This window comes from Loktanella sp. PT4BL (assembly GCF_003201935.1).
Lineage (GTDB): Bacteria > Pseudomonadota > Alphaproteobacteria > Rhodobacterales > Rhodobacteraceae > Yoonia.
The window spans coordinates 562,848-584,010 of the sequence record NZ_QJJL01000002.1 but is presented as its reverse complement, the minus strand read 5'-3'; the positions used below and the strand labels follow the sequence as shown (position 1 = coordinate 584,010).

Sequence of the window (21,163 nt, the reverse complement as noted above, 5' to 3'; positions counted from 1 at the left end):
TCTCTGGAAATGATCAGGTTTTGTACAAGTTCCGCGACGCCCTGCAGGGTCTGGGGCGCGCTGGCTTATAGTTCGTCAAACCGTCTGTGGCCGTCTTCAATGGCTGCCATCCGGCTTCGGCCTGATGCGCCGGACAGCGCGATTGTGCGCGCAGCAACAAGATTACACACGGCCATGGTACTGACGTGGTTCATCAATGGACCGTCGGCAGAGGTTACGCATGTCATCTGCCACCGCGCGCCAACGGTTTCAGGGCTGGGTCGGTCTTCGATCACCGCAAGGGCGGCTCCAGCGTGCACGACCGCATCCGCCACTGCGGCAAGGAGCTTTGGCTTGCGGCGCAAGGCGATAAGCACGACAACGTCCTGCGGCGACAAGGATGCAAGGCTTTCCGCCAGTGTTTCCCCCGCTCTGGGCATCACGCTGACATTTGCCAGGACCTGCGATGTCTGCCAGCCCAGATATTGCGCAAAGGGCTGGCCCGCACGAAACCCGACAAACCACACCCGTGGGGCGGCGATAAGCGCCTCGGCGAGATCGTCGATCAGTGCATCATCTATCGCACCATAGGTCAGTTCAAGGTTCTGCTGGCTTGTTTCGAAATGCGCAGCAACCGCGCCCCCGCGTTGCGGGGTTTCAGACGAAAAGCGCAGCAGAGCGGTACCTGCGCGCTGTTCATCCCTGACCGCGCGGCGCGCTTCGTCAAACGATCCATAGCCGATCCGCCGTACAAAGCGCGACACGGTGGCGTTGGACACATTCGCAAGCTCGGCAATTTCGGTTGCGGTATAGCCCGCCATCTCGCCCGGGAAATCCAGCACAAGTTCGGCAAGCTTTTGTTCGCTCGGATGCAGTTCCGGCAGGGCGTCGCGTACGCGCAACAAGAATGGCTTGGTCACATCTGTGGTCATATGTGCAAAATGCGTTGAGTTGGTGGCGAGGTAAACAGATTAAAGTTGTCAGTCAGGATTATTCGCTCTTGTCGGGAAAGGCGCGATACGCATGACCAAGACATGCTAGCAGCGCATAAGTTTGGATTCTGTTACCCCTGAGAGCAGCAAGAGGCGATTAAGATATGATGCTGGTCTCTCCCGCTCGGGTTTGACAGCTGCCTTTCACCTGCCCTTAGGCACCCCCTTTTAAGCGTGTTGGGGTCAGTTATGCGCAATTTTGCACATATCGTATAAAATGAGTGATGTATCATATTTCAGTGCACATGTTAAATTGGCTGAGACATAAATGATGGAGCACACAGATGAGCTGGAATCCGAGTTTGAATACGCATAACCCGACCGGTGACGCGATTGATGCGATCGACACCGTCATCGTTTCTCGTGCCCGTGATCTGGGTGGTTTTGAAGTGCGCCGCGCTTTGCCGGCACCCCGCCGGCAGATGGTTGGGCCCTTTATTTTCTTTGACCAGATGGGTCCGGCCGAGTTTCTGACGGGCGAGGGCATTGATGTGCGCCCGCATCCCCATATCGGGCTGGCGACCGTCACCTATCTGCATAGCGGGACGATACATCACCGCGATAGTCTGGGGACGGACCAGTGGATCGAAGCAGGCGATGTGAACCTGATGGTGGCGGGTCACGGGATCACCCATTCGGAACGCATTGACGGAATCCAGCGGATGAAGCCGCAGCGGATGTTTGGCATCCAGTCATGGATCGCGCTGCCCAAAGGGGCCGAGGATCGCGAAGCGGGTTTCATCCATGCGCCCAAGGCGGAATTGCCCTTCATGGAAGGTGAGGGCAAGCAGGTGCGCCTGATTATGGGCGAGGCTTATGGCGAACGCGCGCCGGTCGAGACGCCGTCTGAAATGTTCTATCTCGATGCAGTGCTGGAACCTTTTGCGGCCATGCCGCTGACGGACAACCACGAAGACCGTGGGGCCTATGTGCTTGAAGGAGAAGTGGAAATCGCAGGGCAGGTGTTTGATCAGGGCAAGATGGTCACCTTCCGGCCTGGTGACCGGATCAGCATGAAAGCGGGGCCTTGGGGGGCCCGTGTGATGTTGCTGGGCGGGGCGACCATGGAAGGCGACCGTTATATCTGGTGGAATTTTGTGGCGTCGAGCAAGGAACGCATTGAGGAGGCCAAAGAGGCCTGGCGCAAGGGAGATTGGCAGAATGGCCGCTTTCAATTGCCCCCCGGTGATGACACGGAATTTATTCCGCTGCCTGAGCGTTAAGGGCGCTTGACGGGGCGGGTTTGCGCACTTAGAAGCAGCGCACGTTCAGCGCAAGTTGAACAAGCAGATGCGCGGTTGTAGCTCAGTTGGTTAGAGTACCGGCCTGTCACGCCGGGGGTCGCGGGTTCGAGCCCCGTCAACCGCGCCACTGCCTTCCCCCCGCCGATCAGAAGATGACGCAACGCCCTTGGCGGCACCGTGGCGTTTGACTGCGTTTACCGTTATTTTCCTGGCAAAAGTCCGGTGCACAAGCGGTACAGCATCCGTACACAGCCTGTACACACAGATGCGGACATCCGCGCAGGTTAACGCACCGCGCGCGGTCAATTCTGAACAGGATGTAAATTCTGTCGGACCATTTCGGAAAAACCACGCCGCGATGAAGATTCGGCGTTGACGCCCCGCGCATCCACGACTATTCCGCCCCCTACGCGCGGTTGTAGCTCAGTTGGTTAGAGTACCGGCCTGTCACGCCGGGGGTCGCGGGTTCGAGCCCCGTCAACCGCGCCATTTTCCCAAGTTGCTGCTTAAAAGGTGGGTCATGGCCCACCTTCTTTTTGACGCGCGCTTAATCCAACTCCGACGAGCGGGCCCAGAGGTTGATCGCTTCCTCGGAACTGATCTCGTCGATCTGTTTCAGCTCGGCCTCGGTAAAGTCGAGGTTGTCGATGGCACCAGCGCAATCAATGATCTGTTCGGGTCGTGACGCACCGATCAGCGCTGTGGTCACGCGACCGCCGCGCAGAACCCATGCGATGGCCATTTGCGCAAGGGTTTGCCCCCGTGCCTGTGCCATGTCATTGAGTGCGCGCACGCTCGCGAGCGAGCTTTCGTTGATCATGCCGTCGAGAAGCGATTTGCCTTGGGTCGCACGGCTGCCTTCGGGAATGCCGCCCAAATATTTTGACGTCAGGATACCTTGCGCCAAAGGTGTGAACGCGATGGAGCCAACGCCCAGATCATCCAGCGTATCCAAGAGGCCGTCATGCTCGACCCAGCGGTTCAGCAGGTTGTAGGACGGCTGGTGGATCAGGCAGGGCGTGCCGAGGTCTTTGAGGATCGCCACTGCCTCGCGTGTGCGTTGGGAATTGTAGCTCGAGATGCCCGCATAAAGCGCGCGGCCTGAACGCACGATATGATCAAGCGCGCCCATAGTCTCTTCCAGCGGAGTATCGGGATCGAAGCGGTGCGAATAGAAGATGTCGACGTAATCCAGCCCCATCCGTTTCAGCGATTGGTCACAGGATGCGATCAGGTATTTGCGTGATCCCCATTCGCCGTAAGGGCCGGGCCACATGTCGTAGCCTGCTTTGCTTGAAATGATCAGTTCGTCGCGGTGGCCGTTGAAGTCGGTCTTGAGGATGTCGCCAAAGGCCTCTTCTGCCGACCCTGCGGGCGGGCCATAGTTATTGGCCAGATCAAAATGCGTGATCCCCAGATCAAACGCCGTCTGGCACATGGCGCGCTTGGTGGCGTGCGGCGTGTCCTCGCCGAAATTGTGCCACAGGCCAAGGCTGATGGCGGGAAGTTGCACACCCGAGTTGCCACAGCGGCGGTAGACCATTTTGTCATAGCGGTCAGCGGCCGGGTGGTAGGGGGATGTGCTCATATACGGGGGGCGTGATGTATTACTCATGCGCCTAACATGGGCGAATGCGGGGGCATGTCAAACGGATCCTGCCCCCGCGCTATACTAGCTTGTCATCGCGTGCAGGATACGTGCCCAGCTGCGGATGCCTTTGTGAAAGGAGAACAGATCGAATTTCTCGTTCGGGGAATGCAGCCCGTCGTCGTCTTTGCCAAAACCGATCAGCATCGTGTCCATGTCGAGGATTTCCTTGAAGTGCCCCGCAATCGGGATCGACCCGCCGCCGCCGGTAAAGGCCGCCGCATTCGGCCATTCGTCCGAAAGTGCCTTGCGGGCCTGCGCAAAGGCCGGATGCGTGGTGGTCATCACCGAGGCCTTGCTCGCGCCATGGTCTTTGAAGCTGACGCTGCAATCGGCGGGCAGCATATCCTGCACCATTTTGCGGAAGGCCTTGCGGATTTCGTGGGGATCCTGTGTGCCGACAAGCCGGAAGCTGATTTTCGCCGAGGCCTTGGACGGCAGCACCGTTTTGAAGCCATCGCCGGTATAGCCCGCCCAGATACCGTTTACCTCGCAGGTGGGACGCGACCAGATCATTTCCAGCGGGCGGCGGCCTTTCTCGCCTGCAGGCTCGGACAGGCCGACTTCGCCCAGAAAGCTTTCGTGATCGAATTTCAGGCCGTCCCAGGCCGCGGCCAATTCGTTCGAAAGCTCGGGCACGCCGTCATAGAAACCGGGCACGGTAATCCGGCCCTCATCGTCGTGCAGTGCTGCGATGATGCGTGCCAGCACGCGGGCAGGATTCATGGCGATCCCGCCGTACATGCCCGAATGCAGGTCGCGGCTTGGGCCTGTGATAGTCAGCTCTTCGCCCAGAAGACCGCGCAGTTGTGTCATGATCGCGGGCGTATTCGCGTCGTAGAGAGAGGTGTCCGAGATCAGCGCGATATCGGCGGTCAGCTCGGCGCGGTTTTCTTCCATGAACGGCGTCAGCGAGGGCGAGCCGGATTCCTCTTCGCCCTCGAAGAACATCGAGATATTGGCGGGCAGGGTGCCATGCACGGCTTTCCATGCGCGGCAGGCCTCGACAAAGGTCATCAGCTGGCCTTTGTCGTCCGCGGTGCCACGACCGCGGATAACCTTGCCTTTTGGTGTTTCCTCGATGCGGGGATCAAAGGGGTCGTTATCCCAAAGTTCAAGCGGATCAACGGGTTGCACGTCGTAGTGCCCGTAAAACAGAACATGCGGCCCGTCGCCGCCGGTATGGCCGACGACCATCGGATGTCCGGGTGTCGGGCGCTTGGAGGCGTCAAAACCAATGGATTTCAGATCTGCCACAAGCCAGTCTGCGGCCCGATCACAATCTGCCTTGTAGGCAGGGTCGGTCGAGATGGAGGGGATGCGCAGCAGTTCAAACAAACGCTCTGTGGCTTGGGGCAGATCGGCGTCGATCCGTGCGAGGACGGGGTCTAGGGTCATGGCGGGCCTCATATTTGGGATTTTCGCGCAGGGTTGTCGGAAACCGGCACAAGGTCAATGGGGGGCGTAGAAAGGGGCGCTGCCCCTCGCGCCTTTGGCGCTCACCCCGAAGTTTGAGGGGACATGGAAAGTTGTTGATGCAGATCAATGAACCGGCGGAGGATGCTCTCCAAAAAGGGACGGAAAGGGGGGTGACACTTTGTAACGGCTTGTCCCGTGCGGTTGTGCCCTATATGACGCTTAGAACGATTCAAAAACCGCTACATAAAGTGGCTTTTGGTCCGACAAAGAGGACGAAAGACGTGGATTATAACGCCAAGTTGGACATTGCGATCGAACGGTTGCACACCGAAGGTCGCTACCGGACCTTCATTGATATCGAGCGCAAACGCGGTCAGTTCCCCCATGCGACGTGGCGTAAGCCCGACGGATCAGAGGCGCCTGTCACCGTTTGGTGCGGGAATGATTATCTGGGCATGGGCCAGCATCCTGTCGTTTTGGCCGCCATGCACGAAGCGATCGAGGCCACCGGTGCGGGGTCTGGCGGGACGCGCAATATTTCCGGCACAACGGTGTATCACAAGCGTCTGGAGGCCGAGTTGGCCGACCTGCACCACAAGGAAGCGGCGCTGCTTTTCACCTCGGCCTATATCGCGAATGATGCGACGTTGAGCACTTTGCCAAAGTTGTTTCCGGGTCTGATTATCTATTCCGACGCTTTGAACCATGCGTCGATGATCGAAGGTGTGCGCCGCAACGGGGGCGCCAAGCGGATTTTCCGCCATAATGACGTAGCGCACCTGCGCGAACTGCTTGCGGCTGATGATCCTGATGCGCCAAAGCTGATTGCTTTTGAATCGATCTATTCGATGGATGGTGATTTCGGACCAATCAGGGACATCTGCGATCTGGCCGATGAATTCGGTGCGCTGACCTATATCGACGAGGTGCATGCAGTAGGCATGTACGGACCGCGCGGGGCAGGCGTTGCCGAGCGTGATGGTCTGATGGGGCGGATTGATATCATCAACGGCACCTTGGCCAAGGCATATGGTGTGATGGGTGGCTACATCGCCGCCAGCGCGAAAATGTGTGACGCCATCCGCTCTTACGCGCCGGGGTTCATCTTTACGACATCGCTGCCGCCTGCTGTTGCAGCGGGTGCTGCGGCATCCGTCGCCCATCTGAAGACAGATCAGGCGCTGCGCGTCCAGCACCAGACCCAGGCGAAAATCCTCAAGCTGCGTCTGAAGGGAATGGGCCTGCCGATTATTGATCACGGCAGCCATATCGTGCCGCTGATTGTCGGGGATCCGGTCCATACCAAGAAGCTGTCCGATATGCTCTTGTCCGACTTTGGCATCTACGTGCAGCCGATCAATTTCCCGACCGTCCCGCGTGGCACCGAGCGTTTGCGCTTCACCCCGTCGCCGGTGCATGGTCCGCGCGAAATGGATGCATTGGTAGGCGCTTTGGATGGATTGTGGTCACATTGTGCGCTGAATCGTGCTGAGTTGGCCGGTTAACTCTATATACACCTGTGCATAACTCTTTGTGACGTGCTAACGTCTTGATAGGCGCAGGCTTTGTTTCGATTCGTTGAACGGTACGCGCTTAGGGGCATTAAGCGACGGGACAGTCGATGATCGGGAAGACCTTCAAGCGTGCGGACGCGTCGGAGGACGCAGAGGCAAGAGGCTTTGACGCCTATGACCTGCGCTTGGGTGACGTGATGCGTGGCGAGCGTGCGACATTGGGCAAAAGCCTTCTGGATGTGCAGCGCGAGCTGAAAATCAAAGCAGCCTATATCGCAGCCATCGAGAATGCAGACCCTTCTGCTTTTGACACGCCCGGCTTTATTGCGGGTTATGTGCGCTCTTATGCACGCTACCTTGGCATGGACCCCGAAGAGGCGTTTGCAGGCTTTTGTGCCGAAAGCGGGTTTGCCACCGCCCACGGGATGTCGGCTGAGGCCTCTTCTCTGAAGGGCAAGACCTATGACCCTGCGGGTGTACCGCTGGGCAAGGATATTTTCTCTGCCTCCGCCACGCCTTTTATACCGGCAGGCGACGCGATGCTGGCCGGTATCGAACCGCGCGCCATTGGCTCTGTTCTGGTGCTGGTTGCGTTGATTGGCGGTCTGGGCTTTGGCGGTTGGACCGTGTTGCAGGAAGTCCAGAAGGTGCAATTCGCACCCGTAGAGCAGACACCCGTTGTTGTCTCGGATCTTGATCCGCTGGCTGGTGCCACAAATGCAATCGAGCCGAGCGATGCCTTGGCCGGATTTGAAGCGCCTTCCGCGCAGTCCCTCGACCGGCTTTATCGCCCTCAGGCGTTGGATGTGCCTGTGCTTGTTGCGCGTGATGCGCCGATTTCCACTTTGCGGCGTGACAGCATTGGCGCAATCCTGCCGCAGGAAGACCGCGCCTTGTCACCTGATTTGCAGTTGGCAGAAACGGTGACCACCGAAACCTTGCCACCGGTGCAGGTGGTCGAGCCTGACGTGCCGGAACTGCAACTTGTTGCTGTGCGTCCCGCGTGGGTGCGTATCCGCGCCGCCGATGGCACAATTATTTATGAAGGCGTGATGGAGCCGGGGCAGAACTTTGTTGTGCCCGCGACCGAAGAGCCCGCAACGCTGCGTGTCGGTGAAAGCGGTGCTTTGTACTTTGCGGTCAACGGCGTGCACTACGGCCCTGTCGGCCCATCGGGCGTGGTGACGTCCAATGTGGCGCTGAGCACCGACAACCTGACGCAAACCTATGCCGTTGCGGATTTGAGCGCAGATGAAGATCTGGCCGAAATCATGAATGTGGCCGAGGTTGTCGCAGAGGAATAGCACGACTGTCGCTTGATGATGTGCGCCTGCCGACATAGGTTGGGCGCAACGCTAACGCATCTGAAAGTCGATCTGACATGTCCCTGAACCATATCCGTCCGTGGCGCAATATCTACCGCCGCAAGTCGCGCCAGATCATGGTGGGTAATGTCCCCGTCGGGGGGGATGCGCCGATTACCGTGCAAACCATGACAAACACGCTGACCACGGATGTCAAAGCGACCATTGCCCAAGTGCAGGCCGCCGCCGATGCCGGTGCCGATATCGTGCGTATTTCTGTGCCGGATGAGGCGTCAAGCGCTGCGTTGAAAGAGATTGTGAGCGAAGTCTCCGTGCCGATCGTGGCCGATATTCATTTCCATTATAAGCGCGGCATCGAAGCCGCAGAGGCGGGGGCTGCGTGCCTGCGCATCAACCCCGGCAATATCGGGGATGAAAAGCGCGTCAAAGAGGTGATCAAGGCCGCACGGGACCATAATTGTTCCATCCGGATTGGCGTCAACGCGGGGTCGCTGGAAAAGCACTTGCTTGATAAATACGGCGAGCCTTGTCCCGATGCGATGGTGGAAAGCGGTTTGGATCATATCAAAATCCTGCAGGATAATGATTTCCACGAATTCAAGATTTCCTGCAAAGCCTCTGACGTGTTCATGGCCGCCGCGGCCTATCAGCAACTGGCCGATGCCACCGACGCGCCGATCCACCTCGGCATTACCGAAGCCGGTGGTTTGACCTCGGGCACCATCAAGTCGGCGATTGGGCTGGGAAATCTGCTCTGGATGGGGATCGGTGATACGATCCGTGTCAGCCTTTCTGCCGATCCGGTGGAAGAGGTGAAGGTCGGTTACGAGATCCTGAAATCTCTGGGTCTGCGCCATCGCGGTGTGAACATCATTTCCTGTCCGTCCTGCGCGCGTCAGGGCTTTGACGTGATCAAGACCGTCGAGGCGCTGGAAAAGCGGCTGGAGCATATCAAAACGCCGATGTCGCTGTCGATTATTGGCTGTGTCGTGAACGGCCCCGGAGAGGCGCTGATGACCGATGTGGGCTTTACGGGCGGCGGGGCAGGGTCCGGCATGGTCTATCTTGCAGGCAAGCAGAGCCACAAGCAGTCCAACGAAGATATGGTCGATCATATCGTCGAACAGGTCGAGAAAAAGGCCGCTGAACTGGAAGCGCAAGCCGCAGCGGCGGAGTAGGCGCAGGTTGCGCGGCCTGCCTGTCTTGCTGGTTTTGCTGCTTGGCAGTTCTGCCGTATCTGCGCAAACCTGCCCTGATTTTTACCGTTTTGTAGATTTTGGCCTGACAGGCGGCGATGGCGTGACCTATCGCGGCGGCATTGTGCTGCGCGCCGAAGGGTTTGATGGTGCGCCCTTGCTGCTGACCGCGCAGACCCTTTGCCGTGATGTACGTGATCTGGCGGTGGACGGGCGCGGCAATCCGATCCCTGTGGTCAGTTCGGTTGCCTATGATCCTGCGGCGGCGGGGATTTCTCTGCGCGATTTGCGCGTTGCGCTCTGGCCTGATGCCCTTGCCGAAGCGCAAGAGGCGGCAGTGGCACATCTGGCGGCGGTCTCTCATCCCGACATGACGGTGACGCGCGGGGAGGATTACCTCTGTGCTCTGGCGCCAACCGGCGCAGTCAGCTGTCAGGTGCAGCCGCCCTTTCCCAATCAGGCGCCTGTTGTCGCCTATTGTGATGCGGGGCTGTGCCGGATGCCAGTGATGGCGATCAATGCGACTTTGGCCGTCAATGCGACATGGGCCAGTGACGTGGCCGATCCCGCAGCGATCGGCGCGCAAGTGTCGCAAAAGGCGCGGCAGATCCATGATTTTCTGGTACCGCTTTCGGCGGCCTTCTAGCGGGCCATTGACCTTGACCGCCTGACAGGGGCAAACAGGCACCCAAACAAAAGAGGCAGGCTATGCGACGCTCAGACAGAGGTAATGTCGATCCTTTCATCGTGATGGACGTAATGGAGGCCGCGCGTCAGGCCGAGGCGGCAGGACGGCATATCATCCATATGGAAGTGGGCCAGCCTGGCACCGGTGCGCCGGAGGCGGCGAAGGCGCGGTTGATTGACGATCTGGCGGACCCTTTGGGTTACACGGTGGCGCTGGGTCTGCCGGAGTTGAAAGCGCGGATCGCGAAGCATTACGCCGATTGGTACGGGGTGACGCTTGATCCGGCGCGCGTGGTGATCACCAGCGGGGCGTCGGGCGCGTTCCTGCTCGCGTTTTCGGCGTTGTTTGACAATGACGCGCGGGTCGGGCTGGGCACGCCGTGCTATCCGTCCTATCGCCAGATTTTACGGGCCGTGGGCCTGACCCCGATTGATATTCCCACGACATTTGCGCAGCGTTTTCAGCCGGCACCTGCCGATGTGGCAGCGCATGATCTGGACGGGCTGATCGTCGCCTCGCCCGCGAACCCGACGGGGACAATGCTGGATCGTGACGGTTTGGCCGAATTGGCGGCGGCCTGTGCAGCACAGGGTGCTGCGTTCATTTCAGACGAGATCTATCACGGGATTGATTATGATGTGGCCCCTGTCTCGGCGTTGCAGGTCACCGATGACGTCTATGTCGTGAATTCCTTTTCCAAGTATTTCTCGATGACCGGTTGGCGTGTGGGCTGGATGATTGTGCCCGAAGATCACATCCGGCAGGTCGAGCGTCTGGCGCAGAATATGTTCATCTGTGCGCCCCATGCCGCCCAGCGGCTGGCGTTGCATGCGATGGATTGCACCGATGAGCTTGAAGCGAACAAGGCTGTGTACCGCGCCAATCGGGCGCTGATGATTGAGGGGTTGCAGGCCGCTGGCCTGACCCGTTTTGCGCCGCCTGACGGGGCATTCTATGTCTATGTGGATGTGTCGGAATACACCGATGATGCCTTGGCATTTGCTGCCGAGATTTTGGAAAAGGCAGGCGTTGCCGTCACGCCGGGACTTGATTTTGATGCCGCACGCGGCCACCACTGGTTGCGGTTTTCCTATGCGCGCTCCACGGCGGATATCACCGAAGGGCTAGACCGGCTGGCGCGGTTCATGCAGGGGCGGCGGGCATGATCCGCTGGCTACTGTCTTTCCTCTTTATCGCCAATCTGGCCACCGCTCAGGTCACGGTCGACCCTGAGCGCACCAGTGTCAGCGACGGCTGGTGGACGCTTGAGGTTGCCATGGGGCTGGACCGGATCACGCCGTACCGCGTATTCACGCTGGATGACCCGCGCCGTCTGGTGCTGGATGTGGAAGGGGCCTCGTTTACAGGGCTTGATGCCGCTGCGCTGTTGTCGGGCGATCGGGCAACAGATGTGCGCTTTGGCCCGCTGCGCCCCGGGTGGTCGCGGATGGTGGTTGATTTGGCTGAACCCCTTGTCATTGCCGAGGCGGGCATGGTGCGGACCGATGCGGGCGCTGATCTGACAATTGTGCTCGAGCGTGCGAGCGCCGATGAATTTGCCGCCGCCGCAGGCGCGCCACCCGATCCGGGCTGGGATGTTGTAACGGGGTTTGATCCCGATGCCGCCGCAGCCCTTGCTGCGAGTGAGGATTTCATCGTGGTGATTGATCCCGGACATGGCGGCATTGACCCCGGTGCCTTTCAGGGCGGCATCAAAGAGGCCGATCTGATGCTGATCCTTGCGGCCGAGCTTGCAGTCATGTTGAACGCGCAAGAGGGCGTGCAGGCGGTGCTGACACGCGAGGATGACGTATTCGTCCCGCTTTCGGCGCGAATGACATTTGCGCGGCAGGTGGGGGCGGATTTGTTTCTGTCATTGCATGCGGATGCCTTGGGCGAAGAAGACGTGCGTGGTGCCTCGGTCTATACGCTGTCATCCGATGGTGGCGATGCTGCGGCCCAGCGGATCGTCGAGCGCCACGAGCGCGGTGATCTTTTGGCGGGTATCGATCTGAACGACGCCGAGGACCGCGTGGCGACCGCGCTGATGGATTTGGCGCGCGCCCGCACGGGACCAGAGGGCGTGCGGATAGCCGACGCACTTGCGGCGGCGATGCAGGCGCAGGGCGTTCCGATGAATTCGCGTCCGCGCCGCGAAGGGCAGTTTGTGGTGCTGACGGCGGCGGATTTTCCCAGTGTGCTGATCGAGGCGGGGTTCTTGTCGAATGCGCAGGACCGCGCGTTTCTGGCGACCCCCGAAGGACGGGCACGGATTGCGCGCGCGATCCGCGACACCGTGGTGCTTTTGGCGCGGTAAAAACCAGCGGCCTGCTGCTCAAAAAGTGACCGAATTGCAGGCATCTTCTGGCCGAACGTGGCATTTGGCCTTTTGACCATAGGGGGTGGAGCGCGTATAACGGCGCCTGAAACTATCAGGACTGGGTTCCCTTTCGTGTTGCGCTTTATTCTTTCTTTCTTCGGCGGCTTGTTCACACTGCTGACGCTCGGGGCCTTTATGGGGGCGCTGGCGATTGGTGCTGTGCTTTATATGTATGGCCGCGACCTGCCGAGTTATGAAACCCTGTCGCAGTACACGCCCAAGACAATCAGCCGGATTTATTCTGGTGAGGGGCAGATTATCGACGAATTTGCGGTCGAGCGTCGTCTGTTCACCCCCGCCGAGGAAATCCCCGATATCGTCAAGCAGGCCTTCATTTCTGCCGAGGACAAGAATTTCTACGAACATGGCGGTTATGACGCCATGGGTATGGTGTCGGCCTTTGTGGATGCGGTGGAATCGCGCGGCGAAAACCTGCGCGGGGCGTCCACGATCACCCAGCAGGTGATGAAGAACTTCCTTCTGGATGGATCACGTTCGGTCGAGCGCAAGATCAAAGAGATCATTCTGGCGGTACGCATTGAGGGTGCGATGCCCAAAGAGCGTATTCTGGAACTCTATCTTAACGAAATTTTTCTGGGCCAGAACAGTTTTGGCGTAACCGCTGCCGCGCTGACCTATTTCAACAAACCTCTGACCGAACTGACCCCGGGCGAGGCGGCTTATCTTGCGTCTTTGCCGAAGGCGCCGAGCAACCGCCACCCTGTGCGCGACCGTGAGGCCGCTGTGTTCTGGCGCAACAACACCCTGCGCGAGATGTTCGAGAACGGTTATATCGACGAAGAGACCTATGAGACCGAGCGCGCAGCCCCGCTTCTGTCTGTACAGGGCGGCGACTATGAGGATTTCCGCGAGACATTGCCCGAGCGGGATTATTTCACTGATGAAATCCGCCGCCAGTTGAGCCAGAACTTCGGGGAAGAGGAATTCTTCTCGGGCGGTTTGTCGATCCGTGCGACCATCGATCCCGAGTTGCAGGTGACTGCGGCCCATTCCCTGCAGCGCGCACTGGAGGAGTATGACCGCGCGCAGGGCGCCTGGCGCGGCACCGAACTGACGATCCCGCAAGAAGCTTTGGCCAACGAAGAGGACTGGCGCGCAGCCCTTGCCGGTCTGAACGTGCCCCGCAGCATTGATCTGGACGGTCAGTGGTATCCGGCGGTGATCCGCGAGGTGGCCGAGAACACGCTCACGATCGGCATTGAAGGTGTGGAAGACACAGAGGCCGAACCCTTTGTGGTGCCGCGTGTCGATATCCGTTGGCTGGTGGGTGATTTCTTTGACAATTTCACGCCCGGTGACGTGGTTCACGTGCGTCGTTTGCTGGACGGCGACGGCAATTTTGAACGCTGGTCCTTGCGACAGGTGCCCGAGGTGCAGGGCGGGTTTATGGCGATGGACGTCAACACCGGCCGTGTGATCGCGATGCAGGGCGGCTTCAGCTATGAAAGCTCGGTATTCAACCGCGCCACACAGGCGCAGCGCCAGCCCGGATCATCGTTCAAGCCGTTTGTCTATGCAGCAGCTTTGGACAGCGGCTATTCGCCAGCCACGATCATTGTAGACGCACCGATCACGATCAACACACCGCAGGGCACATGGCGTCCGCGCAATTCATCCAACCAGTTCTATGGCCCCACACCAATGCGGACGGGGATCGAGCGGTCGCGGAACCTGATGACGATCCGTCTTGCCCAGGAAATCGGGATTGATACGGTCGGGCGCTATGCGGAACGCTTTGGTGTCTACGAGGATATGAACCGCGTGCTTGCGGCCTCGCTCGGGTCCGATGAGACCACTTTGTTCAAGATGGTTGCCGCCTATGCGATGTTCGCCAATGGTGGTGAACGGGTCGAGCCGACGCTGGTTGACCGCGTGCAGGACCGTTACGGCCACACGGTTTACCGCCATGACCAGCGCACATGTCTTGATTGCGATCAGGCCAATCTGCCTGCCGGTGACGGGCCGCGGATCATGTCGAACCGCGACCGCGTGATGAATGAAATCACCGCCTATCAGCTGACCTCGATGATGCAGGGTGTTGTGCAGCGCGGCACCGCAAGCGGTACGGTGAACCTTCCTGTGCCGATTGCGGGCAAGACCGGTACGACCAACGACGCCAAAGATGTGTGGTTCGTGGGCTTTTCGTCCAATATCGTGGCAGGCTGTTATATCGGCTATGATACGCCGCGCACCTTGGGCCGTGGTGCCTCGGGTGGCGGGTTCTGTGGGCCGGTGTTCAACCGGTTCATGGAAGAAGCGATCGAGAAGTACGGCTCGGGCTCCTTCCGCGTGCCTGCCAATTGCCAGTTCATCAATATCGACCGTTTCAGCGGCGCACGCCTGCCTGATGATGCTACCGGCGATAACGTCGTCCGCGAATGTTTCCGCCCCGGCGAAGAGCCTTTGTTCGGCATCATGTTTGACGGTGGTTTTGCAATGGCGGCCGATCTGCCGCTCTTTGAGGAAGCACAGGCCGCACAGCGTCAGGTGACCACATCGACAGGTGAAACGGCGACTGTGGGTGATAAGGCGACCTTCGGGACGCTGTCTTCGGGTGGTCTCTACTGACCATGTGCTTGTCGCGCTCCTAAGGGCGCGCTAAGACCGCATCATCAAATATCATTGACGAACAACAGGTGCCCCATGCGCGCGGAAATGCAAAATACTATTGCGGCCATTCAAAAGTCGCTTGCCTTGCTGGCGCAGCGGATGGACCGCGAAACAGCGCCCCACCGCCTCGAAGAATTCAACGCGCGCGTTGAGGACCCAACCCTTTGGGATGATCCTGAAGGCGCACAAAAGCTGATGCGCGAGCGTCAGTTGTTGCTGGATGCCATGACCGGCTATGACAGCATCCAGACCGAGCTGTCCGACAACATCGAGTTGATCGAGATGGGCGAAATGGAAGACGACGCCGAGATCGTCGCCGAGGCCGAGGCAGCTCTGACCGCGCTGGCCGAAAAGGCCGCCAAGAAAGAACTGGAGGCCCTGCTGGATGGCGAGGCTGATGGCAATGACACCTTCCTTGAAATCAACGCAGGGGCCGGTGGCACCGAAAGCTGTGACTGGGCCAATATGCTGGCGCGGATGTATGTGCGGTGGGCGGAAAAGAAGGGATATAAGGTTGAACTGCAATCCGAACAGCCCGGTGACGAGGCGGGGATCAAATCGGCCGCCTATAAGATCAGCGGCCATAACGCCTATGGCTGGCTGAAATCCGAAAGCGGTGTGCATCGTCTGGTGCGGATTTCACCCTTTGACAGCGCCGCTAAGCGCCACACGTCCTTTACCTCGGTCAAGGTCTATCCGGTTGTCGATGACAACATCGAGATCGAGGTGAACCCTTCGGATATCCGCATCGATACCTACCGGTCCTCCGGTGCGGGTGGTCAGCACGTCAACACCACCGACTCGGCTGTGCGGATCACGCACATGCCCACAGGGATCGTCGTGACAAGCTCCGAGAAATCGCAGCACCAGAACCGCGATATCGCGATGAAGGCTTTGAAATCGCGCTTGTACCAAATCGAATTGGACAAGCGTTCGGCCCTTGTGAACGAGGCGCATGAGAACGCCGGTGATGCGGGTTGGGGCAACCAGATCCGGTCGTATGTCCTGCAGCCTTACCAGATGGTGAAGGACCTGCGCACGAACTATGAAACTTCCGACACCAAAGGTGTGCTGGACGGTGATCTGGACGGGTTCATGGCGGCCACCCTGGCGATGGCTGTCTCGGGCAAGAGCCGCGCGGAAGCGAACGCCGAATAAGCTTGGTGCTTGCCAAAGCCGCGCCTGCGCGCTTGGATAGCGCATGGGAGATTTTCTGGAATGGACTGCGCATGACCTGATTGCCGCCTTGCGGGGTGGCGGGCTGAGTGCGGCCGAGGTGATGCAGGCGACGCTGGCGCGGATCGCAGCGGAGAATCCGCATTACAACGCAATCGTGTCGCTGCGCGACCCGGATGTGCTCTTGCAAGAGGCCCGCGCAGCCGATCAGGCCGTCAGCAAAGGGCCGCTGCATGGTGTGCCCTTGGCGGTCAAGGATCTGGCAGATGTGGGCGGGATGCCGACATCGCAGGGCTCGCCCCTTTTTGCCGGACAGATTGCACCTGCAAGCGAGATTATGGTGCAGCGGATGCAGGATGCGGGCGCCATTGTGATCGGCAAGACCAATACGCCCGAATTCGGATTGGGCAGCCATACGTATAACCCTGTCTTTGGTGCGACCCAGAACGCGCTTTTGCCGGGCTGTTCAGCGGGGGGATCATCTGGCGGTGCAGCGGTTGCTTTGGCGCGGCATATGGTGTGTCTGGCGGACGGGTCCGATGCCATGGGCAGTCTGCGCAATCCCGCCGGATGGAACGGTGTCTACGGGATGCGCCCCACGTGGGGGCGGCTACCGGGCGCACCAGCAGGTGATCTATTCATGCATCAGCTTTCAACCAATGGGCCGATGGCGCGGAACCCGCGTGATCTGGCGCTCTTGCTTGGGGTCCAGTCAGGCCCAGATCCGCGCCTGCCTTTTGGATTGCCGCAGGCGGACTATGCGCATGACCTTGATGTGGATGTCACGGGCCGCAAGATTGCGTGGCTGGCCGATTGGGGCGGGGCCTATCCGATGGAAGAGGGCGTGTTGGCTGCGGCACAGGCCAGTGTCGCACTGTTAGAGGAGATGGGCTGTATCGTCGAGGCAATTGCGCCCCCCTTTGATGCAGCGGCACTCTGGGAGGCATGGACGGTGCTGCGCGCATGGTATCAGGCGGCGAAATTCGGTGCGATCTATGACGATCCTGCACGCCGCGATTTGCTCAAGCCCGAGGCGGTCTGGGAGGTTGAGAAGGGCCGTGCGCTGACGGGTGCCGCCATTCAAAAGGCCAGCACGCTGCGGTCGGATTGGTACCGTGCGGCGCATGAATTGTTCGATCACTTTGACGCCTTTGTTCTCCCAACCGCACAGTGTTGGCCGTTTCCGGTGGACTGGGACTGGCCCAAACAGATTGGTGGCGTCCAGATGGATACCTATCACCGCTGGATGGAGGTGGTCATTCCGGTCAGCCTGATCGGGCTGCCTTGCGTGGCGGTGCCCATGGCGGGGGCACGGCCGATGGGTTTGCAGATTGCAGGACGTCGCGGAGACGACCTTGGTGTGCTACAATTGGGGGAAGCATGGCACAGAGTGACATCATAGAAGCAGAGCCGGCGGTCGTTCTGAGACAGTTGACACTGTCGGACATAACGGCGGTCTTGCGGGCGGGTGTGCGCGATTTCCGCCGTGCGCCGCAGTTCGGTCTGTTTTTTAGCGCCGTCTATGTGGTGGGTGGATTTCTGCTGATCTGGGTCGGGGCAGGGCATGTGAGCTGGACCTTGGCCACATCACTTGGCTTTCCGCTGGTTGCACCGTTTGCGGCGGCAGGGCTTTACGAAGTCAGCCGCCGGATGGAGGCGGGCCAACCGCTGGAATGGCGCGCAATCTTGGGGATCGTCTGGAACGAGCGCACAAGACAACTGCCGTGGCTGGGCGCGATCATCGTGATTTACTTTCTGTTCTGGACCTTTTTGGCCCATATGATCTTTGCCCTGTTCATGGGGCTGTCGACGATGACGAATATCAGCGAGAGTCTGGAAGTGTTTCTGACGCCAAGCGGCCTGATGATGATCGCAGTGGAGTTGGGGGTGGGGGCAGTGCTGGCGTTCTTGCTGTTTTCCATGACAGTGGTGAGCCTGCCATTGGTGCTGGATCGCGAGGTGGATTTTGTCACGGCGATGCTGACCAGTATGAAAGCCGTGCGCGAGAACCTCTTTGTGATGCTGGTCTGGGCGATGATCATCTCCGTGCTGTCACTGCTGGCGCTTTTGCCGTGGTTTTTGGGGCTGATGGTGGTGCTGCCCATTCTGGGCCATGCGACGTGGCATCTTTATCGCAAAGTCGTTGCCTGAAACGAAAAGGGCGCCCCGAAGGACGCCCTGATACAGAATAATACCAGTCTTACGACTTGGCGTCGGTCGCGGCCGTTGTCGGCATCTTCTTGGACCCAGTGGACAATGGATCGTCCTGACGCTGCACGGAGCCTTCGAAGTGGGCGCCGCTCTCAATCGCGATGGTCTTGTGGATGATATCACCCTCGACACGTGCGGTGGATGTCAGACGCACCTTAAGGCCGCGTACACGGCCAACGACACGGCCGTTGACGACAACATCGTCTGCAACCACTTCGCCTTTGACGGTGGCACCTTCGCCGACGGTCAGCAGGTGGGCGCGAATGTCGCCCTCAACCTGACCTTCAACCTGAATGTCACCGGTTGTCTTCAGGTTGCCGGTGATCAGCAGATCAGAGGACAGCACAGACGGAGCCGGCTTTGCCTTTGGCGTTGCAGATGCCTTGAAATCAGAACCTGCGGGCTTGGCTGTGTCCGTCCCTTTGGAGGTGTCAGTTTCGGACGCTGCTGGTCCGGGTTCGTTGATTTTGGATTTAGAAAACATCTTGTCCAGCTCTTATATAAGTCATGGGGTTGACGGGGTTGCCGTTCACACGGACCTCGTAGTGAAGGTGGGGTCCGGTCGAGCGACCAGAATTCCCCATAGCACCAATTCGCTCGCCGCGCGAGACCCTTTGGCCGACGCGTACATCCATTGCGTTAAGATGGGCATAACGCGTCTCGATGCCAAAGTCATGTTGGATCTTGATCAAACGCCCGTATCCGGACGACCAACCTGCATGGGTAATCACACCATCGGCGGTGGCGTAGATTGGTGTGCCGATCGGACCGGCAAAATCAGTACCTGCATGTAACCGCCCCCAGCGTGGCCCAAAACCGGAGGTATAGCGAAAGTTCGACTTTACGGGGATCGAGAAGGGCGCCTTTTCAGCGGCGATCCGGTAAAGGTTGATGCGGTCCATGGCCGTCAGGATCGCATTAGCGCGCAGTGCATCGGGATCAGGATCACCGCCGCGCGTCGAGAACTGGATCGGGGTGAGCGGACCTCCCATGCCGGAATAGCCACGGCGCACCTGTTCGATCAGATTGTCCGGGTTCATGCCTGCTGCGCGGAACATGTCGTCAAGCGGTTCGACAGAGACCAGCATCGCCTCTTCCAACTGGCGGAAGATCTGGTCGTTGCGTTCCTGCAGGAGCCGCAGTTCAAGCTGCATTTCTTCGGCCTGCGCGATGGCGAATTCCGCATCGGCGGCGATCTGGTCGCGCTCTGACGCGGTATCCGCAAGGGCCGAAGCCAACAGCCCGACGGTGCCTGCCGCGTCATCGCTGATCGAGGCGGACCCTTCATTCTGGTTTTCGGACGATAGGGTTGCAACCTCGCGGCGGGCTTCTTCGCGGGCGCGCATTGTGTCGCGCAACGTGGCCTGAACAACTTCAAGGCCGGTTTCAAGTTCGCGGCGTTTTTCTTCGGTGGCAAGCAATTCCGACTGCATGATCGAGATCTGTTGCAGCGCGGAGGTAAAGCGTTCCTGTGCGGCGAGTGCCTCCATCGCGCGGGCGTCACGTTCGGCGGAAAGCGCGTTCAGGCGTTGTTCGTAAGTGAGCTGGTCGCGCTGCGCCTGTGCACGGAAATTTCCGGCACCGATACTGTCCATCAATAAAATAGCAGTGGCGATGATTGTCCAGGCGACGACGATGATGCTGCCGGTCCATGCCACCAGCTGTGTTTCGGATGTCAGACGGATAAAGCGCGTCTCACTGTCGGAGCGCAGGAACAAACGTCTTTCAGGGAAAAATCGTTCCAAAACGCCATGAATGCGTGCTGTTATGCGTGATCTCACGTTGGTGCCTGTCCTGTCCTGTTAGCATGCGCCGGTGCCTCGCCAGCAGTGATCCGTTCCCGTTTAAGTGCCTCTGCCGCGGGCTGCAAGAAATTTGCGGGATTTTTATGCCAAGATCCCGCGCTTAATCGTGGCTGGGCGGGGTTTTGCCGATGTCAGGAAGAACCCGCCGAAACAGCGCCCGTTCCGGCGAGCGGCCAGTAGAAATCGGGGGGGATTCCGGCCTCGGCGCGCTTTTCTTCGTTGAAGGGCGGTTTGAGATTGCCGTGGAAATACTTGCGGACCAGATCGTGGAACACGCCGGTCGGGTCAAGGTCATGGCGGCCACACAGGAAGTGGAACCATTTGGACCCGTAGGCCACGTGGTGAACCTCTTCGGCGTAGATCGTTTCAAGTGCGGCGACAGCAGAGGTGAGTTTGGCCTGTTTGAAGATCTTGATCATCCCGGGCGTCACATCCAGCCCGCGCGCCTCAAGCACCATGGGCACGACCGCAAGCCGGCCCATCAGATCGTCCACGGTATCTTCTGCCGCGCGCCACATGCCGGCGTGGGCGGGCAGGGCACCATAGTGGCTGCCAAGCTCTTCAAGGCAGTCGCATATCAGGTTGAAGTGTTTGGATTCCTCATCTGCCGCTTTGACCCAATCATCATAATAGCCCAAGGGCAGCTTTGTGTCGGAAAACCGCGCGATGATATCCCAGTGCAGATCGACGGCATTGAGTTCGATATGCGCAACGGCGTGCAGGAGCGCGATGCGCCCCGCCTCGGTGCCCGGTTTGCGGTGGGGGACGTCGCGTGGATCAAGCAGTTCCGGCTGGTCTGGCCGCGCAGGGCGCAAGGGCGGCGTCGCTGTCCCGATTTCGATGACTTCACCTGCGGCGCGTGCCGCTTGCCAACGCGCGGCGTATTGGCGCGACAGGGCGGTCTTGGCGCGGCCGTCGGCGGTAGTCAGTACCGCGACGGCCATCTCTGTGAGGG

17 protein-coding genes and 2 tRNA genes are annotated in these 21,163 nt (G+C 59.5%); 13 read left to right on the top strand and 6 right to left on the bottom strand.

The window, feature by feature from the left end; genetic code table 11:
• Nucleotides 1–65 precede the first annotated feature (65 nt).
• On the bottom strand, nt 66–899 hold the full coding sequence (locus C7964_RS07760) for a MurR/RpiR family transcriptional regulator (protein WP_286163838.1): 834 nt from the start codon (nt 897–899) through the stop codon (nt 66–68).
• 356 nt (nt 900–1,255) lie between these two features.
• On the opposite strand from C7964_RS07760, the gene C7964_RS07755 reads away from it, so the two are divergent.
• From C7964_RS07755 to C7964_RS07745, 3 genes are all read left to right on the top strand, one after another.
• Entirely contained in the window at nt 1,256–2,194 is a 939-nt protein-coding gene (locus C7964_RS07755) for a pirin family protein (RefSeq protein WP_110279088.1), read from the top strand.
• A 71-nt stretch (nt 2,195–2,265) separates the two neighbouring features.
• Nucleotides 2,266–2,342 (top strand) — tRNA-Asp (locus C7964_RS07750).
• Between the two features lie 285 nt (nt 2,343–2,627).
• A tRNA-Asp gene (locus tag C7964_RS07745) sits at nt 2,628–2,704 on the top strand.
• Nucleotides 2,705–2,762: 58 nt separating this feature from the next.
• Here the strand turns inward: C7964_RS07745 and mgrA are convergent.
• Together mgrA and C7964_RS07735 are read right to left on the bottom strand one after the other, a co-directional pair.
• Nucleotides 2,763–3,830 (bottom strand): L-glyceraldehyde 3-phosphate reductase, encoded by a 1,068-nt coding sequence (gene mgrA / locus C7964_RS07740; RefSeq protein ID WP_286163837.1) that lies wholly within the window; start codon nt 3,828–3,830, stop codon nt 2,763–2,765.
• Nucleotides 3,831–3,887: 57 nt separating this feature from the next.
• Nucleotides 3,888–5,261 carry a M20/M25/M40 family metallo-hydrolase gene (locus C7964_RS07735; protein WP_110279086.1) on the bottom strand — a complete coding sequence of 458 codons (1,374 nt, stop codon included), beginning with the start codon at nt 5,259–5,261 and terminating at the stop codon, nt 3,888–3,890.
• Between the two features lie 302 nt (nt 5,262–5,563).
• Between C7964_RS07735 and hemA the strand changes: the two genes are divergently transcribed.
• The 10 genes from hemA to C7964_RS07685 all read left to right on the top strand — a co-directional run bounded on the left by hemA (nt 5,564) and on the right by C7964_RS07685 (nt 18,343).
• Nucleotides 5,564–6,787, top strand: a complete 1,224-nt coding sequence (gene hemA, locus C7964_RS07730) for a 5-aminolevulinate synthase (protein WP_110279085.1) — start codon at nt 5,564–5,566, stop codon at nt 6,785–6,787.
• A 116-nt stretch (nt 6,788–6,903) separates the two neighbouring features.
• The gene (locus C7964_RS07725; RefSeq protein WP_110279084.1) at nt 6,904–8,100 is read left to right on the top strand and encodes a helix-turn-helix domain-containing protein; all 1,197 of its coding nucleotides are present in this window, start codon (nt 6,904–6,906) and stop codon (nt 8,098–8,100) included.
• Nucleotides 8,101–8,177: 77 nt separating this feature from the next.
• On the top strand, nt 8,178–9,299 hold the full coding sequence (gene ispG / locus C7964_RS07720; protein ID WP_110279083.1) for a flavodoxin-dependent (E)-4-hydroxy-3-methylbut-2-enyl-diphosphate synthase: 1,122 nt from the start codon (nt 8,178–8,180) through the stop codon (nt 9,297–9,299).
• A gap of 7 nt (nt 9,300–9,306) precedes the next feature.
• Entirely contained in the window at nt 9,307–9,963 is a 657-nt protein-coding gene (locus C7964_RS07715) for a hypothetical protein (protein WP_110279082.1), read from the top strand.
• A gap of 62 nt (nt 9,964–10,025) precedes the next feature.
• Nucleotides 10,026–11,171 carry a pyridoxal phosphate-dependent aminotransferase gene (locus tag C7964_RS07710; protein WP_110279081.1) on the top strand — a complete coding sequence of 382 codons (1,146 nt, stop codon included), beginning with the start codon at nt 10,026–10,028 and terminating at the stop codon, nt 11,169–11,171.
• On the top strand, nt 11,168–12,322 hold the full coding sequence (locus C7964_RS07705) for an N-acetylmuramoyl-L-alanine amidase (protein ID WP_110279080.1): 1,155 nt from the start codon (nt 11,168–11,170) through the stop codon (nt 12,320–12,322). Before C7964_RS07710 ends, C7964_RS07705 begins: the two co-directional genes overlap by 4 nt.
• 135 nt (nt 12,323–12,457) lie before the next feature.
• A complete protein-coding gene (locus tag C7964_RS07700) occupies nt 12,458–14,974 on the top strand; it encodes a penicillin-binding protein 1A (protein ID WP_110279079.1) in 2,517 nt (838 codons plus the stop codon).
• 75 nt (nt 14,975–15,049) lie between these two features.
• Nucleotides 15,050–16,174 carry a peptide chain release factor 2 gene (prfB, locus tag C7964_RS07695; protein WP_110279078.1) on the top strand — a complete coding sequence of 375 codons (1,125 nt, stop codon included), beginning with the start codon at nt 15,050–15,052 and terminating at the stop codon, nt 16,172–16,174.
• Between the two features lie 43 nt (nt 16,175–16,217).
• On the top strand, nt 16,218–17,594 hold the full coding sequence (locus C7964_RS07690; protein ID WP_110279077.1) for an amidase: 1,377 nt from the start codon (nt 16,218–16,220) through the stop codon (nt 17,592–17,594).
• Nucleotides 17,573–18,343, top strand: a complete 771-nt coding sequence (locus C7964_RS07685; RefSeq protein ID WP_110279076.1) for a DUF2189 domain-containing protein — start codon at nt 17,573–17,575, stop codon at nt 18,341–18,343. The genes C7964_RS07690 and C7964_RS07685 overlap by 22 nt, the downstream gene beginning before the upstream one ends.
• 49 nt (nt 18,344–18,392) lie before the next feature.
• On the opposite strand, the gene C7964_RS07680 is transcribed toward C7964_RS07685, so the two are convergent.
• The 3 genes from C7964_RS07680 to C7964_RS07670 all read right to left on the bottom strand — a co-directional run bounded on the left by C7964_RS07680 (nt 18,393) and on the right by C7964_RS07670 (nt 21,152).
• Nucleotides 18,393–18,887, bottom strand: a complete 495-nt coding sequence (locus tag C7964_RS07680) for a bactofilin family protein (RefSeq protein ID WP_110279075.1) — start codon at nt 18,885–18,887, stop codon at nt 18,393–18,395.
• Nucleotides 18,877–20,184, bottom strand: coding sequence for a M23 family metallopeptidase (locus C7964_RS07675; protein WP_181417135.1), 1,308 nt, complete (start codon nt 20,182–20,184; stop codon nt 18,877–18,879). Before C7964_RS07675 ends, C7964_RS07680 begins: the two co-directional genes overlap by 11 nt.
• 155 nt (nt 20,185–20,339) lie before the next feature.
• Nucleotides 20,340–21,152: a ferritin-like domain-containing protein gene (locus C7964_RS07670; protein WP_110279074.1), complete on the bottom strand. Its 813-nt coding sequence runs from the start codon at nt 21,150–21,152 to the stop codon at nt 20,340–20,342.
• Nucleotides 21,153–21,163 lie beyond the last annotated feature (11 nt).

Excerpts from the sequence above, each read along its gene's own strand:
- C7964_RS07755 (WP_110279088.1), top strand. The coding sequence starts at position 1,256 with ATGAGCTGGAATCCGAGTTTGAATACGCATAACCCGACCGGTGACGCG.
- mgrA (WP_286163837.1), bottom strand. The coding sequence starts at position 3,830 with ATGAGTAATACATCACGCCCCCCGTATATGAGCACATCCCCCTACCAC.
- C7964_RS07735 (WP_110279086.1), bottom strand. The coding sequence starts at position 5,261 with ATGACCCTAGACCCCGTCCTCGCACGGATCGACGCCGATCTGCCCCAA.
- C7964_RS07725 (WP_110279084.1), top strand. The coding sequence starts at position 6,904 with ATGATCGGGAAGACCTTCAAGCGTGCGGACGCGTCGGAGGACGCAGAG.
- ispG (WP_110279083.1), top strand. The coding sequence starts at position 8,178 with ATGTCCCTGAACCATATCCGTCCGTGGCGCAATATCTACCGCCGCAAG.
- C7964_RS07710 (WP_110279081.1), top strand. The coding sequence starts at position 10,026 with ATGCGACGCTCAGACAGAGGTAATGTCGATCCTTTCATCGTGATGGAC.
- C7964_RS07705 (WP_110279080.1), top strand. The coding sequence starts at position 11,168 with ATGATCCGCTGGCTACTGTCTTTCCTCTTTATCGCCAATCTGGCCACC.
- prfB (WP_110279078.1), top strand. The coding sequence starts at position 15,050 with ATGCGCGCGGAAATGCAAAATACTATTGCGGCCATTCAAAAGTCGCTT.
- C7964_RS07690 (WP_110279077.1), top strand. The coding sequence starts at position 16,218 with ATGGGAGATTTTCTGGAATGGACTGCGCATGACCTGATTGCCGCCTTG.
- C7964_RS07685 (WP_110279076.1), top strand. The coding sequence starts at position 17,573 with ATGGCACAGAGTGACATCATAGAAGCAGAGCCGGCGGTCGTTCTGAGA.
- C7964_RS07680 (WP_110279075.1), bottom strand. The coding sequence starts at position 18,887 with ATGTTTTCTAAATCCAAAATCAACGAACCCGGACCAGCAGCGTCCGAA.
- C7964_RS07670 (WP_110279074.1), bottom strand. The coding sequence starts at position 21,152 with ATGGCCGTCGCGGTACTGACTACCGCCGACGGCCGCGCCAAGACCGCC.